Annotated in this window: 14 protein-coding genes; 2 read left to right on the top strand and 12 right to left on the bottom strand. The window is 67.0% G+C overall.

Going from position 1 to position 17,120, the window contains the following annotated elements; all coding sequences use genetic code 11:
• The first annotated feature begins 22 nt into the window (after positions 1–22).
• The gene (gene rpoB / locus ACFSZT_RS00900; protein ID WP_377387231.1) at positions 23–3,514 is read left to right on the top strand and encodes a DNA-directed RNA polymerase subunit beta; all 3,492 of its coding nucleotides are present in this window, start codon (positions 23–25) and stop codon (positions 3,512–3,514) included.
• A gap of 98 nt (positions 3,515–3,612) precedes the next feature.
• Positions 3,613–7,524, top strand: coding sequence for a DNA-directed RNA polymerase subunit beta' (locus ACFSZT_RS00895; protein WP_377387228.1), 3,912 nt, complete (start codon positions 3,613–3,615; stop codon positions 7,522–7,524).
• 87 nt (positions 7,525–7,611) lie between these two features.
• Here ACFSZT_RS00895 and ACFSZT_RS00890 read toward each other — a convergent pair whose 3' ends face one another.
• The 12 genes from ACFSZT_RS00890 to ACFSZT_RS00835 form a co-directional block, all read right to left on the bottom strand.
• Positions 7,612–8,415 (bottom strand): hypothetical protein, encoded by an 804-nt coding sequence (locus ACFSZT_RS00890; RefSeq protein WP_377387225.1) that lies wholly within the window; start codon positions 8,413–8,415, stop codon positions 7,612–7,614.
• A 3-nt stretch (positions 8,416–8,418) separates the two neighbouring features.
• Positions 8,419–9,543, bottom strand: a complete 1,125-nt coding sequence (locus tag ACFSZT_RS00885) for a hypothetical protein (RefSeq protein WP_377387223.1) — start codon at positions 9,541–9,543, stop codon at positions 8,419–8,421.
• 13 nt (positions 9,544–9,556) lie between these two features.
• Positions 9,557–9,877 (bottom strand): WXG100 family type VII secretion target, encoded by a 321-nt coding sequence (locus ACFSZT_RS00880; protein ID WP_377387220.1) that lies wholly within the window; start codon positions 9,875–9,877, stop codon positions 9,557–9,559.
• Between the two features lie 84 nt (positions 9,878–9,961).
• Positions 9,962–10,390, bottom strand: a complete 429-nt coding sequence (locus tag ACFSZT_RS00875; protein WP_377387217.1) for a hypothetical protein — start codon at positions 10,388–10,390, stop codon at positions 9,962–9,964.
• Positions 10,391–10,445: 55 nt separating this feature from the next.
• Positions 10,446–11,030 carry a YbaB/EbfC family nucleoid-associated protein gene (locus tag ACFSZT_RS00870; protein ID WP_377387214.1) on the bottom strand — a complete coding sequence of 195 codons (585 nt, stop codon included), beginning with the start codon at positions 11,028–11,030 and terminating at the stop codon, positions 10,446–10,448.
• Between the two features lie 109 nt (positions 11,031–11,139).
• Positions 11,140–12,321 carry a WXG100 family type VII secretion target gene (locus ACFSZT_RS00865; protein ID WP_377387211.1) on the bottom strand — a complete coding sequence of 394 codons (1,182 nt, stop codon included), beginning with the start codon at positions 12,319–12,321 and terminating at the stop codon, positions 11,140–11,142.
• 169 nt (positions 12,322–12,490) lie between these two features.
• Positions 12,491–13,210, bottom strand: a complete 720-nt coding sequence (locus ACFSZT_RS00860) for a hypothetical protein (protein ID WP_377478140.1) — start codon at positions 13,208–13,210, stop codon at positions 12,491–12,493.
• Between the two features lie 127 nt (positions 13,211–13,337).
• Positions 13,338–13,748, bottom strand: coding sequence for an ESX-1 secretion-associated protein (locus ACFSZT_RS00855; protein WP_377387205.1), 411 nt, complete (start codon positions 13,746–13,748; stop codon positions 13,338–13,340).
• Positions 13,745–14,560 (bottom strand): hypothetical protein, encoded by an 816-nt coding sequence (locus tag ACFSZT_RS00850; protein WP_377387202.1) that lies wholly within the window; start codon positions 14,558–14,560, stop codon positions 13,745–13,747. The genes ACFSZT_RS00855 and ACFSZT_RS00850 overlap by 4 nt, the downstream gene beginning before the upstream one ends.
• A 51-nt stretch (positions 14,561–14,611) precedes the next feature.
• Positions 14,612–15,772, bottom strand: coding sequence for a hypothetical protein (locus ACFSZT_RS00845; RefSeq protein WP_377387199.1), 1,161 nt, complete (start codon positions 15,770–15,772; stop codon positions 14,612–14,614).
• A gap of 11 nt (positions 15,773–15,783) precedes the next feature.
• Positions 15,784–16,125 carry a type VII secretion target gene (locus ACFSZT_RS00840; RefSeq protein ID WP_377387196.1) on the bottom strand — a complete coding sequence of 114 codons (342 nt, stop codon included), beginning with the start codon at positions 16,123–16,125 and terminating at the stop codon, positions 15,784–15,786.
• 77 nt (positions 16,126–16,202) lie between these two features.
• Positions 16,203–16,880: a hypothetical protein gene (locus tag ACFSZT_RS00835; protein WP_377387193.1), complete on the bottom strand. Its 678-nt coding sequence runs from the start codon at positions 16,878–16,880 to the stop codon at positions 16,203–16,205.
• Positions 16,881–17,120 lie beyond the last annotated feature (240 nt).

Here is a 17,120-nt window from a genome sequence, read left to right as displayed (position 1 = left end):
TATGTCCCCGGAAGGACGCATCTTGGCAGTCTCTCCCGCGAACCAGGCCACTGCTGCGACCAACTCGACTCGAGAGTCAACGGGAATTCCAGGAGCACCTAAGCGGGTCTCTTTCGCGAAGATCCGTGAACCGCTGAGTACTCCCAACCTGCTTGACGTGCAGATCCGGTCTTTCGAATGGTTTACCGGCTCGGAGGCGTGGTACGAACGCGCCGTCAACGAGGGTGAGGAGAACCCGGTCGGTGGTCTCGAGGAGGTCCTCAACGAGATCTCGCCGATCGAGGACTTCTCAGGTTCGATGTCCCTGTCCTTCTCCGACCCGCGCTTCGACGAGGTGAAGGCCTCCGTCGAGGAGTGCAAGGACAAGGACATGACGTACGCGGCGCCGCTGTTCGTGACCGCCGAGTTCGTCAACAACAACACCGGTGAGATCAAGAGCCAGACGGTCTTCATGGGCGACTTCCCCGTGATGACCGACAAGGGCACGTTCATCATCAACGGCACCGAGCGCGTCGTGGTCTCGCAGCTCGTCCGCTCGCCGGGTGTGTACTTCGACCAGGCCATCGACAAGACGACCGACAAGGACGTCTTCAGCGTCAAGATCATCCCGAGCCGGGGTGCGTGGCTCGAGTTCGACGTCGACAAGCGCGACACGGTCGGTGTCCGGATCGACCGCAAGCGCCGTCAGCCGGTCACCGTCCTGCTGAAGGCCCTCGGCTGGACCACCGAGCAGATCCGGGAGCGGTTCTCCTTCTCCGAGACGCTGCTCGCGACGCTCGAGAAGGACCACACCGCGGGCACCGACGAGGCGCTGCTCGACATCTACCGCAAGCTGCGCCCCGGCGAGCCGCCGACGAAGGAGAGCGCGCAGACGCTCCTGGAGAACCTGTTCTTCAAGGACAAGCGCTACGACCTCGCCAAGGTCGGCCGGTACAAGATCAACAAGAAGCTCGGGCTCGACCTGCCGTACGACACGGGCACGCTGACCGAGGAAGACATCGTCACCACCATCGAGTACCTCGTCCGCCTGCACGCGGGTGAGGAGACGATGCAGGTCGGCGAGACCGTGGTCCCCGTCGAGACCGACGACATCGACCACTTCGGCAACCGTCGTCTGCGCACCGTCGGCGAGCTGATCCAAAACCAGATCCGGGTCGGCCTCTCCCGCATGGAGCGCGTGGTCCGCGAGCGGATGACCACCCAGGACGTCGAGGCGATCACGCCGCAGACCCTGATCAACATCCGCCCGGTCGTCGCCGCGATCAAGGAGTTCTTCGGAACCTCCCAGCTGTCGCAGTTCATGGACCAGAACAACCCGCTGTCGGGCCTGACCCACAAGCGCCGTCTCTCGGCGCTCGGCCCCGGCGGTCTGTCCCGTGAGCGCGCCGGCATGGACGTCCGTGACGTGCACCCCAGCCACTACGGCCGGATGTGCCCGATCGAGACGCCGGAAGGCCCGAACATCGGTCTGATCGGCTCGCTCTGCGCCTACGCGCGCGTCAACCCGTTCGGCTTCATCGAGACGCCGTACCGGAAGGTCGTCGACGGCAAGGTCACCGACGAGGTGCACTACCTGACCGCCGACGAGGAGGACCGCTTCGTCAAGGCGCAGGCCAACGCCCCGCTGACCGAGGACGGTCACTTCGCCGAGGAGCAGGTCCTCGGTCGCCGGAAGGGTGGCGAGGTCGAGCTGCTCGACCCGATGGAGATCGACTACATGGACGTGTCGCCGCGGCAGATGGTCTCCGTCGCGACCGGCATGATCCCGTTCCTCGAGCACGACGACGCCAACCGTGCCCTCATGGGTGCGAACATGCAGCGTCAGGCCGTGCCGCTGCTGCGCAACGAGTCCCCGCTGGTGGGTACCGGCGTGGAGCTGACCGCGGCTGTCGACGCCGGTGACGTCCTCGTCGCCGAGCAGGCCGGGGTGGTCGAGGAGCTCTCGGCCGACATGATCACGATCATGCACGACGACGGCACGCGGAAGAGCTACGGGCTCTACAAGTTCCGTCGCACCAACGCCGGCACCTGCTTCAACCACCGCCCGGTGGTCAACGAGGGTGATCGGGTCGAGAAGAGCCAGGTCCTGGCCGACGGGCCGTCCACCGACAAGGGTGAGATGGCGCTCGGCAAGAACCTGCTCGTGGCGATCATGCCCTGGGAAGGCCACAACTACGAGGACGCCATCGTCATCTCGCAGCGGCTGGTCCAGGACGACGTGCTCACCTCGATCCACATCGAGGAGCACGAGATCGACGCTCGCGACACCAAGCTCGGTGCCGAGGAGATCACCCGGGACATCCCGAACGTCTCCGAGGACGTGCTGGCCGACCTCGACGAGCGCGGCATCATCCGGATCGGTGCGGAGGTCCGCGACGGTGACATCCTGGTCGGCAAGGTCACGCCGAAGGGCGAGACCGAGCTGACGCCGGAGGAGCGCCTGCTCCGGGCGATCTTCGGTGAGAAGGCCCGCGAGGTGCGCGACACCTCGCTGAAGGTGCCGCACGGCGAGACCGGCAAGGTCATCGGCATCCGCGTCTTCTCCCGTGAGGACGACGACGAGCTGCCCCCGGGCGTCAACGAGCTCGTCCGCGTGTATGTGGCGAAGAAGTCGAAGGTGCAGGACGGCGACAAGCTCGCTGGCCGGCACGGCAACAAGGGCGTCATCGGCAAGATCCTGCCGGTGGAGGACATGCCGTTCCTCCCCGACGGCACGCCGGTCGACGTCGTGCTGAACACGCACGGTGTGCCGCGCCGTATGAACATCGGGCAGATCCTCGAGCTGCACCTCGGCTGGCTGGCCTCGCAGGGCTGGAAGGTCGAGGGCAACCCGGACTGGGCGAAGAACCTGTCCGAGGAGCTGCGCGACGTCGAGCCGGGCACCAACACCGCGACGCCGGTGTTCGACGGTGCCAAGGAGCAGGAGCTCATGGGCCTGCTCTCGTGCACCAAGCCGAACCGCGACGGCGAGCGCATGGTCGGCGAGGACGGCAAGGCGACGCTCTTCGACGGGCGTTCCGGCGAGCCGTTCCCGTACCCGGTGTCGGTCGGCTACATGTACATCCTGAAGCTGCACCACATGGTGGACGACAAGATCCACGCGCGGTCGACGGGTCCGTACTCGATGATCACGCAGCAGCCGCTGGGTGGTAAGGCACAGTTCGGTGGCCAGCGCTTCGGTGAGATGGAGTGCTGGGCGATGCAGGCCTACGGCGCGGCGTACACGCTGCAGGAGCTGCTCACCATCAAGTCCGACGACGTGCTCGGCCGCGTGAAGGTCTACGAGGCCATCGTCAAGGGCGAGAACATGCCGTCTCCGGGCATCCCGGAGTCCTTCAAGGTTCTGTTGAAGGAGCTGCAGTCGCTGTGCCTCAACGTCGAGGTGCTCTCCAGCGACGGGGCCGCCATCGAGATGCGCGACTCCGACGACGAGGACCTCGAGCGCGCCGCTGCGAACCTCGGTATCAACCTGTCCCGCAACGAGTCGCCCTCGGTGGACGACGTCGTGCAATGACCCAGCCGCCCGGGCGGGAAGGACACACCTCCCGCGTGCCCTTCCCGCCCGGGTAGCCGACCCCTCTAGTCGAATCAACCCCAAGGGGATGCAAGGACGTGCTGGACGTCAATTTCTTCGATGAGCTCCGGATCGGTCTGGCCACCGCCGACGACATCCGCCAGTGGTCCTACGGCGAGGTAAAGAAGCCGGAGACCATCAACTACCGCACGCTCAAGCCGGAGAAGGACGGGCTCTTCTGCGAGAAGATCTTCGGTCCGACTCGCGACTGGGAGTGCTACTGCGGCAAGTACAAGCGGGTCCGCTTCAAGGGCATCATCTGCGAGCGCTGTGGTGTCGAGGTGACCCGTGCCAAGGTGCGTCGTGAGCGCATGGGCCACATCGAGCTGGCCGCGCCCGTCACGCACATCTGGTACTTCAAGGGTGTTCCCTCGCGGCTGGGCTACCTGCTCGACCTGGCCCCGAAGGACCTCGAGAAGATCATCTACTTCGCGGCGTACGTGATCACGAGTGTGAACACGGAGCTGCGGCACAACGACCTGCCGACGCTGGAGAACGAGATCAGCGTCGAGCGGAAGAACATCGAGTCCAAGCGCGACGCCGACATCGAGGCGCGGGCGCAGAAGCTCGAGGCCGACCTCGCCGAGCTCGAGGCCGAGGGCGCGAAGGCCGACGTGCGCCGCAAGGTCAAGGAGGGCGGCGAGCGTGAGATGCGCCAGATCCGCGACCGGGCTCAGCGCGAGCTGGACCGGCTCGAGGAGGTCTGGAACACCTTCACCAAGCTCGAGCCGCGGCAGCTGATCGTCGACGAGCTGCTCTACCGCGAGCTGGTCGACCGCTACGGCGAGTACTTCACCGGCGGCATGGGTGCCGAGGCCATCCAGAAGCTGGCGGAGGATTTCGACGTCGACGCCGAGGCCGAGTCGCTGCGCGAGACCATCCGCAACGGCAAGGGCCAGAAGAAGCTGCGTGCCCTCAAGCGGCTCAAGGTCGTCGCGGCCTTCCAGGCCACGGGCAACGACCCGCGCGGCATGGTGCTCGACGCCGTTCCGGTGATCCCGCCGGAGCTGCGGCCGATGGTCCAGCTCGACGGTGGCCGCTTCGCTACCTCGGACCTCAACGACCTGTACCGCCGGGTCATCAACCGCAACAACCGCCTCAAGCGACTGATCGACCTCGGTGCGCCCGAGATCATCGTCAACAACGAGAAGCGGATGCTGCAGGAGGCCGTCGACGCGCTGTTCGACAACGGCCGCCGCGGTCGGCCGGTCACCGGTCCGGGCAACCGGCCGCTGAAGTCGCTGTCCGACCTGCTCAAGGGCAAGCAGGGCCGGTTCCGCCAGAACCTGCTCGGTAAGCGTGTCGACTACTCGGGCCGGTCGGTCATCATCGTCGGTCCGCAGCTGAAGCTGCACCAGTGCGGTCTGCCGAAGGACATGGCGCTCGAGCTGTTCAAGCCGTTCGTCATGAAGCGGCTGGTCGACCTCAACCACGCGCAGAACATCAAGTCCGCCAAGCGGATGGTCGAGCGGTCCAAGCCGCAGGTGTGGGACGTGCTGGAAGAGGTCATCAACGGCCACCCGGTGCTGCTCAACCGCGCACCGACGCTGCACCGCCTCGGTATCCAGGCCTTCGAGCCGCAGCTGGTGGAGGGCAAGGCCATCCAGCTGCACCCGCTGGTCTGCGAGGCGTTCAACGCCGACTTCGACGGTGACCAGATGGCCGTGCACCTCCCGCTGTCGGCGGAGGCGCAGGCTGAGGCGCGCATCCTGATGCTGTCGGCGAACAACATCCTCTCGCCCGCCTCGGGTCGTCCGCTGGCCATGCCGCGTCTGGACATGGTTACGGGCCTGTTCCACCTGACGCGGCTCGACGAGAACGCGGTCGGTGCCGGCCAGGCGTTCAGCTCCCCGGCCGAGGCCATCATGGCCTTCGACCGCAAGACGCTGGGCCTGCACGCGCCGATCAAGATCCGCATCAAGGACCGGCAGCCGTCGCGTGAGGACGAGCCGAAGCTGCGCGAGGCGGGCTGGGAGCCGGGTCAGCCGTGGCTGGCCGAGACGACCCTGGGCCGCGTGCTGTTCAACGAGCTGCTCCCGGCGGACTACCCGTTCGTCAACGAGCCGCTGCCGAAGAAGCGGCAGGCCGTCATCGTCAACGACCTCGCCGAGCGCTACTCGATGACCCAGGTCGCGCAGACCCTGGACCGGCTCAAGGACGCCGGCTTCCACTGGGCCACGCGGTCGGGCGTCACGGTCGCCATCTCCGACGTGCTCGTGCCGCCGGAGAAGAAGGAGATCCTGGACCAGTACGAGGCCAGGGCCGCGCAGGTGGAGAAGCGCTACCAGCGTGGTCAGCTCTCGCACGCCGAGCGCAACAACGAGCTCGTCAAGGTGTGGGGCCAGGCGACCGAGGACGTCGCCAAGGTCATGGAGGAGCACTTCCCCGAGGACAACCCGATCTCGATGATCGTGAAGTCCGGTGCGGCGGGCAACATGACCCAGGTCCGGTCGCTGGCCGGTATGCGTGGTCTGGTGTCCAACCCGAAGGGTGAGTACATCCCGCGTCCGATCAAGTCCAACTTCCGTGAGGGCCTGTCGGTGGCGGAGTACTTCATCGCCACGCACGGTGCCCGGAAGGGTCTGGCCGACACCGCGCTGCGGACCGCCGACTCGGGTTACCTGACCCGTCGTCTGGTGGACGTGTCGCAGGACGTCATCGTGCGCGAGACCGACTGTGGCACCAGCCGGGGCATCAACATGGTCATCGGCGAGGACCTCGGCGACGGCCGCATCGTGCGGGCCCAGCACGTCGAGACGAGCGCCTACGCCCGCAACCTGGCCGCCGACGCCGTCGACGCGCAGGGCAACGTGGTGCTCAACGCCGGTGACGACCTCGGTGACCCGGCGATCGAGAAGCTGATCTCGAGCGGCATCACCAAGGTCAAGGTGCGCAGCGTCCTGACCTGTGAGTCCGCGATGGGTGTGTGCGCGACCTGCTACGGCCGTTCGATGGCCACCGGCAAGCTGGTGGACGTCGGCGAGGCCGTGGGTATCGTCGCCGCGCAGTCGATCGGTGAGCCGGGTACGCAGCTGACGATGCGTACCTTCCACCAGGGTGGTGTCGCCGGTGACGACATCACGACCGGTCTGCCGCGTGTCACCGAGCTGTTCGAGGCCCGGGTCCCGAAGGGCAAGGCGCCGATCGCCGACGTCGACGGCCGGGTGCGGATCGAGGAGAGCGAGCGGTTCTGGAAGATCACGCTCATCCCGGACGACGGCAGCGAGGAGATCGTCTTCGACAAGCTGTCGAAGCGGCAGCGGCTCGCGGTCGGCCCGAACGGCCCGCTGGCGGACGGTGACCACGTCAACGTCGGTCAGCCGCTGCTCGAGGGCACGCCGGACCCGCACGAGGTGCTGCGTGTCATGGGTCCCCGCGAGGCGCAGATGCACCTGGTGGACGAGGTCCAGAAGGTGTACCGGGCGCAGGGTGTGTCGATCCACGACAAGCACATCGAGGTCATCGTGCGGCAGATGCTGCGCCGCGTGACGATCATCGACTCCGGCTCCACCGAGTTCCTGCCCGGCGAGCTGCCCGAGCGCACGCGCTTCGAGCAGGTCAACCGGCAGGCGGTGGCCGAGGGCGGCGAGCCGGCTTCGGGTCGTCCGGTGCTGATGGGTATCACGAAGGCCTCGCTGACCACGGACTCGTGGCTGTCGGCGGCGTCGTTCCAGGAGACCACGCGTGTCCTGACCGACGCGGCGATCAACGGCCGCAGCGACAAGCTCGTGGGCCTCAAGGAGAACGTGATCATCGGTAAGTTGATCCCGGCCGGTACGGGCATCAACCGGTACCGCAACATCCAGGTGCAGCCGACCGAGGAGGCTCGGGTCGCCGCGTACGCGATCCCGTCCTACGACGACGGCTACTACACCCCGGACGTGTTCGGTACCGGCACGGGCGCCGCGGTGCCGCTGGACGACTACGACTTCGGTCGCGACTTCCGGTAGACGAGCGATTCGCAACGGGAAGCCCCCGATCCACCGTGGTGGGTCGGGGGCTTCCTCGTTTCCGGGTTCTCCCGCGTTCGGGCCGGGTCAGCGCTGCGTGTGAGGCGCGGGCGCGGCGCCGGGGATCCGCTCGAGCAGGCCGAGCACGGCGTCCACGGTGGTCAGCAGGGTGTCCGGGCTGATGCGGTAGAGCATGGTGGCGTAGAACAGCCCGGCCTCGAACGTGAACACGGGCGGCAGCGAACCGGCGTTGGCGACCATGTGCTCGAGGGCGTCCTTGCCGAGCATGCGGTGGGCGGCCGCCATGTCGGTCGCGAACACCGCGAACTCCTGGTCGGCGGGCATCGGCAACCGGAGCCGCTGCCACTCGCCCCTCTGCTGCGCCACCGTCGCCGGCGGATCCTCGATGGGCTTGGTGCCCTCGGTCAGGACGTGGCCGGGTTTGAGCGGGCGCCCGAGGAAGTCGGCATGCAGGCGGCGAGCGATCTTGACCGGCGTCAGCTGTCCGGTGACCACCTCGATGCGGTGCTCGTGGTAGGCCCTGGTGCCGTTGCCGACGTTCTTCTTCATCGAGGCCTCGGTCACCCGCACCTGCCACGGGCCGCGCACGAAATCGAGCGCGAGCTCGAACCGTGGCCGTCGGGCCGTGCCGAGCCGGTTGAGCAAACCCTCGCTGTCGTTCTTGAACGGCTGGAGCAGGCCGGCCGACCACGCCGTGGCGTTGTCCGGACCGGACACCGTCCCACCGAGCTGACCGGCCAGCGCGGTGAGCGCCTCGGTGTGCTCGCGCTGTTCCTTGCGTTCCTTGTGCCGTCCCCACCAGACGATCAAGGCGAAGACGGCCGCGAGCAGCAGCACCAGCAGTGCGAGGTCCAGGTAGACCGCATCCACGAGTCAGATGTCCAGGTCGCTCTTGGTGTCGTCGACCGACTGGTCCGTGCCCGTGTTTCCGTACTCCCCGGCCTTTTCGGCGTTGGCCTGGTTCCGTAGCGGCTTGTCGATGCCGGAGTTCGCGCCGGTGCCGATCCCGAGCTGCGATTTCCCCGCGTCGGAGAGCGCGGTGCCCATCGACCTGCCGAATCCCTGCTGGACGCGGCTGCCGAGCATGCCCTCCTTGCTCCACAGTTTGGTCAGCGGCGACTTGTCACCGAGGCTCTTGCTGAAGTCCGCTGCCGCACTGTTGAGCTGCTTGTACGCCATCGACCGCTGGAAGGCCGTCCGCACGTTGCCGAGCCGGCTGCCGATGTTGCGCAAGAACGCCATGATCTTGCCGAGGAACTGGCGGAGCTTGGCGATGATGCGCGCGACCCGGCCGCCGGTGGCGGCGGCGCGCGCGCCGGTGGCGGCTCCGGCCGCGGCTGTCGAGGCTCCGAAGCTGGGCACCGCGGCCGCGAGAGCCGGGATCCAGATCATGATCAGCCACGTGACCAGCTCAGTCAGGATCGCCTTGATGACGTCCTCGATGATCGTCATGATCATGCTGGAAATCTGCAGCATCTCGGCGAGCTCACCGGCCTGCCCGGCCACGCCGTCGATGCCGCCCGCGAACTCGCCCAGTTTCGTGCCGGCGACCTGGGCGGCCGGGCCGCCCCAGCTCTGGATCGTGCTGTGCAGTTCCTGCTCGAACTGGTCGCTCAGCTTGACCAGGCCCTGGCCGATCGCGTTGAAGTTTTCCGCGGCCTGGGAGAGTGCGGGGCCGTCGCCGCTGACGAAGTGGATGGCGTCCTCGAGCGGCTGCACGACACTGATCAGGAAGTTGAGTCCCTGCCCGACGAGCCAGCCGATCGGGTCGGTCGCGATGCCGTAGACGCTCGTGCCGATCGATCCGAGCAGGGCGCTGCCCTCCGACGCCAGCGCGGTGACCTCGGAACCCGCCGCACCGTCGTTGAGCTTGCCGTGCGCCTCCTTGGTCTTGAGGTAGTTCCCGTAGAACGGGATGGCCTCCTGGACCTTCTGGCTGGTGGCCTTCTCGCCGGTGGTGATCGTGACGCCACCCGCGGTCGTCTTCTCTTCCGCCATGAGGATGCCTCGCCTACCGGTTGTCGATTTCGATCTTCATGCCGTCGAGCAACTGCTTGATGGCGTCCTCGTGTTGCTGGTAGCCGTCCGCGGCCGCCTTGAACTTGTCCGATCCGGACTGCAGGCCCTCTTGCAAGCTGGTGAACGTCTCCTTCAGGTCGGCCAGCATCCTCGTGTACTCGTCCTTGACGAACAGCCCGACGACGCCCCACGACTTGTCACCGACGTCGGCCTTGTCGACGAGGCCGGCGATCTGGCTCGCCGTGTCCTTCTGGCCGGCCAGCTTGCCCGCGTACTGGCGTAGCTCCTCGCCGTCGACGGTGAACCCGCTCATCAGTCCTCCCTTGCCGTCCCGGACGCGGCGATCATGATGGCACCCTCGCTCACCCCACGGGGGGAGAACCGTGGAACGAGCGGCCTAACGTTTGCGCATGAGAAGCGCCGGCACCACGAGGATGCCGATGCACAGCAGGCCGATCCCGATATGCAGCCACGATTCCCCGCCGACGATGGGGTCGCCGAAGTTGAGCCAGGGCAGCGGCCCCAGCCACCCCTCCACCACATCCCCGACATTCACGTCGGACATGCCGATCTCGTGAGCCTGGCCGTCCACTGTGTACTCGCCGACGAGCTCCGGTGAGTGCCGGCTCGGCCCCTGATCCCGGATGACGTGGATGTCCACCCGCTCCCCGATGCCCAGTACGGCGGCGGCGCCGTTCACGACGCTGAGCAGGCCGTACCCGATGAGTCCCACCACCGCGGCGAGCGCGGCGACCACGATTGCGATGAAGCCGAAGGTCGAACCGGCGGATTGATCGCTACCGCTGCGTTCCGGCGATTCCGTCATGACCGGACACACTCCAGGGCGCTACCCGAGCTGATCGAATCCACAGCGGACGGTTTCACCGACTGTCGTCGTCGAACAGGTTCTTGAGGAACTCGTCGCCTGCGGAACCCGAGGACGGCGGGGGAGGCGGCGTCGGCCGACCGGACTTGTCGTTGTCGTCGAGGAGGTTCCGGTGGGAGTAGTCGTCGTGGTACTCCTCCTCCACGGGAACACTGCGCGCGGCGGGCCGCTCGTCCTGCATGCGCGCGCGCAGCTCCGCGGGGGAGGTGCCGAGCAGCTCGGCCTGGGTCTCGATCACCTGATCCGTGATGTTGATGCCCAGCCCGCCCATGTGCGAGTCCACAATGGCTGCTTGCCGCCGTGCCGATTCGGCGACCGCGTCCTGGATGGTGGACATCAGGGCCGCCGACAGCGCCTGAGGTGACTGCGCGAGCGCTTTGTCCGTGAGCTGGATGTCCTTGACGGTGCCGCCCGGGCCGGCGGTCACGGTGATCGACCGGTCGGCGTTCGAGGCCGTCGCCTCCAGCTGCCCCAGTTCGTTCTGCATCTCGCTGACGCCTGCGAGCTGGGTGTCGACGTGCTTCATCTTGGACTTGAACTTCTCGAATTCGGCGACGAGCCGCTCGAACTCCGCTGACACGATTCTCTCCCTCACAGAGTGCATCTCAGGCGTCGGAGCACCGGCCGTGCGACGCCGTCGAGTGCACATCATCCTCGACGTGGTGATCGCCGTCCCGGGCAGGACGGCGCTACATCTTGAGCTGGTCCTCGGTCTCCTCGGCCGAGGCGCCGGAACCCAGTTCGCCGCCGTCCGTAACGCTCTTTACATCAGTTCCATGATCGATGACCTTGCCGGTGACGTCATTGATCGTCTTACCGACCTGAATTCCGTTGCCCGCGTCAGGGTTCGTGACATCGATACCGATGACTTCCTGCGACGCAGCGTTCCCGCCTGACTTCAGCGACTCGGTGACGGCCTCTTTTAGGACGCCGGCTTTCCCGATGGCGGGATCGGCGACCTTCCGCAGGATGTCGTCGCCCTTGCTGGCGAGCTGGTTGGCGAAGCCGCCGGTCTCCTCGACGCCGAGCTTCTTGCCCAGCTTGACCATGTTCGATCCGAACTTCCTGAAGAACTCCAGGATCTGGTCCAGCAGTTTGCCGAGCTTGCCCATCTTCGCGGTGACGCGCGAGAACGTTGCTGCGGCTTTGGCAACCGACGCCGACATAGCCGCCGCGACCGAGGCGCCGAAACTCGCAATCGAGGTGGCTAGCGCGGGGAGCCAGATCCAGATCAACCAGCTCACGAGCTCGGTGATGATGGCTTTGATGACGGCCTCGACGACTTGCATGATCATCGAGGAGATCTTGAGAACCCGCGAGACTCCGCCGGCGCTGGTTGCCACACCCTGGATGCCCTGCGCGAAGGTCGCCAGCGACCTCCGAGCGGCTTGGCTGGCGTCCCCCTGCCAGCCCTGCAAGGCTTCATCGGTGACGCGAACGAACTCCTCCGAGTAGGACACCAGGCCGTCACCGATCGACGTGAAGTCCTCAGCAGCTTCCCCCAACCGAGGTCCGTCACCCGTGACCTGGTGCAGCAAGTCCTGCAGCGGTGTGACCAGGTGCAGGACCATGTCCAGGCCGTTTTCCACCAGCCAGCCAACGGGGTCCAGGACAGCGGACGCTGCTTCTGTCGCGCATTCGGCCACGAAGCCCGCCGCGTCACTGGCGACGTTGCCGGCGTGCATCGCGATGTCCACTGCGTCCGGGTCTTCAGGCAGGCCCTTCCAGATGTTGGTGACGGTGTCCACACCTGAGCTGACCGTTTTCAGACCTGGTGTGTTCTCGACCATGCCTCCTGCCCAGTCGCCGAACGATCCGTCGCTATCGGCATTGAGCTCGATGTCACCAGTGACGTCCTGAACTTCGGCCATGTGTCAGTTCCCCCTAGTTCGGCTGCCGACGGCCGTCATCGAGCAACTCGGTCGCTGATGTGAGTCCGCTCTACGGTCGTATGATCGCGGGCATTTCGGTCGGCTTGAGCGACGCCATCATGACGTATGGGCCGCCTGATCGGAGTGGCTTTGCTGTGGGCATTCACACCTACGGTGGGACTTCCCGGCGCCAGGTACGCGGCGGGATGCTCCGGACGATCTCGATGAGGAAGTCGGCGGTGCCGAGCACATTCCTGCCGTTGAACCGCTTCTTGGGTGTGAAGGCGGGTGAAGGGACCTCGCGGGCCGTCTGCCCGTCGAGCCGGGTGGGGCTGAACGGGGTCGTACGGATGGTGCCCTCTTGGAATACGACGGTCGGTGTGCGTCCGTTCTCAGCGCGACCGGCGATCGCGGTGACCAATCGGCGCGTGACAAGCGTGCGCGCGAAGGCTTCGTCAGGACTGGATACGTAGAGACCGAACTCGTCGGCGGGCGTCCCGGAGATCATCTGAGCCTTCAGGGTTCTGTCGGTGATAAAGGTGTTCGCCGGCCCGATCCGGACGCATGGGCAATGTGGGATCATGACCTCGACGAAAGGCCAGTACCACGTCTTGTGCCTGGTCTTCCCGCCCGAGACGGTCTTGGTCACTGTGCGCGACTCGAAGGTGAGTACGTAGTGGCCGGAGCGGCTGAATTCGATCGCCCAGTAGAACGGCGGCGTGTAGTGGTCCTGGTCGGGGAAGTAACCGAACCGAGGACGGGTGCCGCCGTCTCCGTAGTGCTGGAGCCCACCGACCTGCTGGGTGAACTGGGCACGTGCATGGCGTAGGCGCGCCTCGCGCCAACGTGGATAGACGTACGCGATCGGGAACATCGCCAGGACGAACACCCACATGCCGATCAATAGGTGCCAGGGGTCGATGTTCATGCACCGTCCCCGCGTTCCGTCCTCATACCCGGCTTGATCGGGAGGAGTTCGCTGCCGCCGACGTCAGCCATGTGTCAGTTCCCCCAGTTCAGTTGCCCGCGCGGACTTCCTCGACCTTGTCGATCTCGACCTTCTGCTTACCGAGCAGGATGGCGCCCCGCTCGTCCTCGCTCGCGTAGATGTCAGCCGCCCTGCCGATCTTCGACGCGGTCTGGTCCAGGCCTTCCTGCATCTTCCGGAGAAGGCCGCGCAGCTCGGTCAACGCCGCGGTGTACTGGCTTTTCGTCGCGAGGCCCACCAAACCCCAGGCCTCGTCGCTGACATCCGCCTTGGTGACGAGCTCGTCGAACTTCTCGGACTGCTCCTTGAAGGCGGCCAGATTGTCCTGGTAGCCGCGCAGGGCTTCGATCTGGACCCGGAAGCCGCCGCTCATCGTCGTTTCCCCCTCGGTTGCGAATGTGGCGCGAGCCGTGCGCCGAATGGTGACCTGGGCCATCATGGCGGATTCCCGGTGTCGCCGGTGGTGCTTTGGCGGAGTGGTTCACACCTGTGGTGGATGGTGCCAGCGCCACGCATGAGTGGGAATGTTGCGTACGATCTCGATGAGCGAGTCCGTCGTGTCGAGCACCTTCTTGGCTTGAAGGTCCGCCCCTGGGGCACCGGGCGGCGGGCGGTGCCCTCGATGAAATCAGTGCCCGGGACCCACCTCCCGCGTTTGTGCCCGGCGATGGCGGCGGCGAGGGCGTCCGTGACGAACACCCGGGCGAACTCGGGGTCCGGGCAGAGCACGTAGCGGCCGTGCCGCTCGGCCGCGGTGCCGGCCACCAGCTGAGCCGCCGTGCCGTCATGGCGAAAGTAGTTCGTCATGCGCTGGTCTCCGATCTTCACCGGCGGACCGGCGGGAATCGGAAGCTCGACATAGCTCGAGTAGTCCGTGGTGGTGTGTCGGCTGTTGTCTCGGTACCTGACCCGGACATCGCGGGTCTCGTACACGAGTGCGTGGTAGCCGGAGCGGGTGGACTCGATGGCCCAGTGAAAGGGCGGGGTGATGTCGTCCGGCTCGGGGAAGTAGCCGAACCGGGGCCGGGTGCCGCCCGTGCGCGTGTGTTCGACGCCGCCGACCTGTTGGACGAACCTGGCGCGCCGGCTCCCCTGCCACTTGTCCTGCCAGCGGCCGTAGAGGTATCTGAGCAGGATCACTGCCGCGAGGCCGGCGATCATGACGAGGAAGAAGCGCTCGCTGTAGCCGAGATCCATGTGTCCGTCCCCCAGTGGCACTGTCCGGTTTGCCGATGACGTGCAGGTCGGCACCGACGCTGCACACAGTAGCGGGCCAGGAGCGATTGGTGACGCACGTGGCGGCTACATCCTCAGCTGCTCCTCGGTCTCCTCGGCCGGCGCGCCGGATCCGAGCCTGCCCTGGTCGGCGTAGTCCTTTCCGTCGCGGAGGTGGTCCACCAGCGTGCCGTAGTGGTCGCTGATCGCCTTGCCGGTCTCCCCGCCGGTCATACCCGGAGGGCTGGCCGGGTCGAGTCCGATGATCTGCTCGGCGAGCTTGCCGCCGCCCGCCTTGAGCGAGGAGACCAGGCCCTCCCGCATGGCGCCGGCCGCGCCGTTCCTGGCGACGCTCGCGGTGATCTTGCCGACCGTGTCGGCGAAGCCGTTGCGCTTGACGCCCAGCTTTTCGCCGAGCTTGACCATCGCGGAGCCGAACTTCTGGAAGAAGGCCAGGATCTCGTCGAGCAGCTTGCCGAGTTTGCCCAGCTTGGCGGTGACACGGGAAAACGTGGCGGTGGCCTTGGCGACCGAGGCCGACATCGCTGCCGCCACCGACGAGCCGAGGCTGACCACCGACGACGCCAGCGCCGGCACCCAGATCATGACCAGCCAGGTCACGAGCTCGGTGATGATCGCCTTGAGGACCTCCTCGATCACCTGCATCAGCATCGAGGAGCCCTTGAGCACCTGCGCGACGCCGCCGGAGCTCGTCGCGACGCCCTGGATGCCGCTCGCGAACTCGGCCAGCGCACTGCGCGCGGCGCGGCTCGCCTCGCCGGTCCAGTCCTGCAATGCCTCGTCGGCGACGCGGGCGAATTCCTCGGAGTAGGCGACCAGGCCCTCGCCGATGGCGGTGAAGTCGTCGGCCGCCTCGCTCAGCCGCGGGCCGTCGCCGGTGACGAAGCGCAGCGCGTCCTGCAGTGGCGTGACCAGGTGCAGCACCAGGTCCAGGCCGTGTCCGACCAGCCAGCCGATCGGGTCGAGCACCACCGTGGCGGCTTCGGTGGCGCACTCGGCGACGAACCCCGCCGTGTCGGTGGCGACGTTGCCGGCGTGCAGCATGATGTCGCCGGCGTCGGGATCGTCGGGCAGGCCCTGCCGGATGTTGGTGACCGTCTCGACGCCCTTGAGGGCGGTTTCGACGACGGGCGTGTTCTCGGCTACGCCGGTCGCCCACTCGCCGAAGCCGCCGTCGGAGTCGGCGTTCAGACTGATGTCGCTGGTTACGTCTTCGACCTCGGCCATCGTCGTCCCCCTCAGCTGCCCGGCCGCGCTTCGGCGACCTTGTCGATCTCGACCCGGTGGCCGCCGAGCCGGAACGCGCCCTCGAGGTCGTTGCTCGCGTAGATGTCCGCGGCCTGCTTGATCTTGTCGGCGGTTGCCTCGAGTCCTTGCTTCATGCGCTCGATCAGCCTGGTCAGTTCCTCGAGAGCCTGGTCGTACGAGCCCTTGGTCGCGAGCCCGACGACGCCCCACGACTCGTCGCCGACGTCGGCGCGCTCCACCAGATCGGAGAACGTCGTCGCCTGCTGCTGGAAGTCCTTGAGGTTCTCGCCGTATCCCCGTAGCGCCTCGATCTGGACCGTGAATCCGCTCATCGCCTCGCCCCTCCTTGTCCGTCGCTTCGGTGCGACCCCGGGAGCAGAGCTGGTCGTTCCCTCGGGCGGGCGATCGTTTACGAAAGCGAGCGCTGCTGGGGGAGCGCCTGGGCGATCTCGACGAGCAGGTCGGCGGCCCGAAGGACGTCGTCGCCGGCCAGGCGGCCGCCCACCCAGGTCCGGATCGTCCCGTGCTCGAGCACGATGCGTGGGAGGTGGCCGTGGCGCTTGTGCGCGGTGACGATGGCGGCCAACGTCGGCGTGACGACCTGGCGCGCGAACGTCTCGTCGGAGCAGCGCGCTCGCAGGCCCTGATCCGCGCCGGGCAGATCGGCCACTGGGTCGACCTTCGTCTTGGCCGTGTGTTCCCAGACCGAAGGCAGGTGGCTGCCGATCTCCAGCGGCGGCGCGCCTGCGGGAAGTCGCACCGGCAGCTGCACGATGCCCCGGTAGCGCATCGGCCGGTCGGGCCCGTGGCGGACCCGCGATTCCGAGGCGACCACGGGGTGCCCGTGCCGGGTGAACTCGAGCGCATAGTAAAACGGTGCACCCGAGATGTAGTCCGGCTCGGGGAAGTGGCCGTACCGCGGCCGGGTGCCGCTGTCGTGGTGATGCTCGACGCCGCCGACCCGCTGGGCGAACGCGGTGCGCCGCGCACGCCGCCTGCTCTCGGACCTGCCTCGCAGAACGAACCACAGCGGGGTGCCGATGGCGGCGACCACCACGAGCGCGACGAGGATGAGTGCCGGGTCCATGTTGGTGCGGGGTCCTTTCGCCGGCCGGATGTCCGTGCCGCGCGCCGAGGGTCGGGTCTTCATCCCGGGCGGCCCGGCACGCTAGGCTGGCCTTGGCTCCGGCTGGTTTCTGCTGCCGCCGAGCCCGTACCGGCGCCGCGTCCGCCCTGGCCAGGGCCGTAATTGCGGTAGACTAGTAGATGCAGGCCGTCCAGTGAGGCCGCGTCGCGGGTCGAAAGTGACCCCCGATGTGTCGGTGTC

Origin of the sequence: Prauserella oleivorans (assembly GCF_042685745.1) — a bacterium.
Lineage (GTDB): Bacteria > Actinomycetota > Actinomycetes > Mycobacteriales > Pseudonocardiaceae > Prauserella_A > Prauserella_A oleivorans.
The sequence above is the reverse complement of the archived record's forward strand: the minus strand, read 5'-3'. Positions and strand labels throughout refer to the sequence as shown.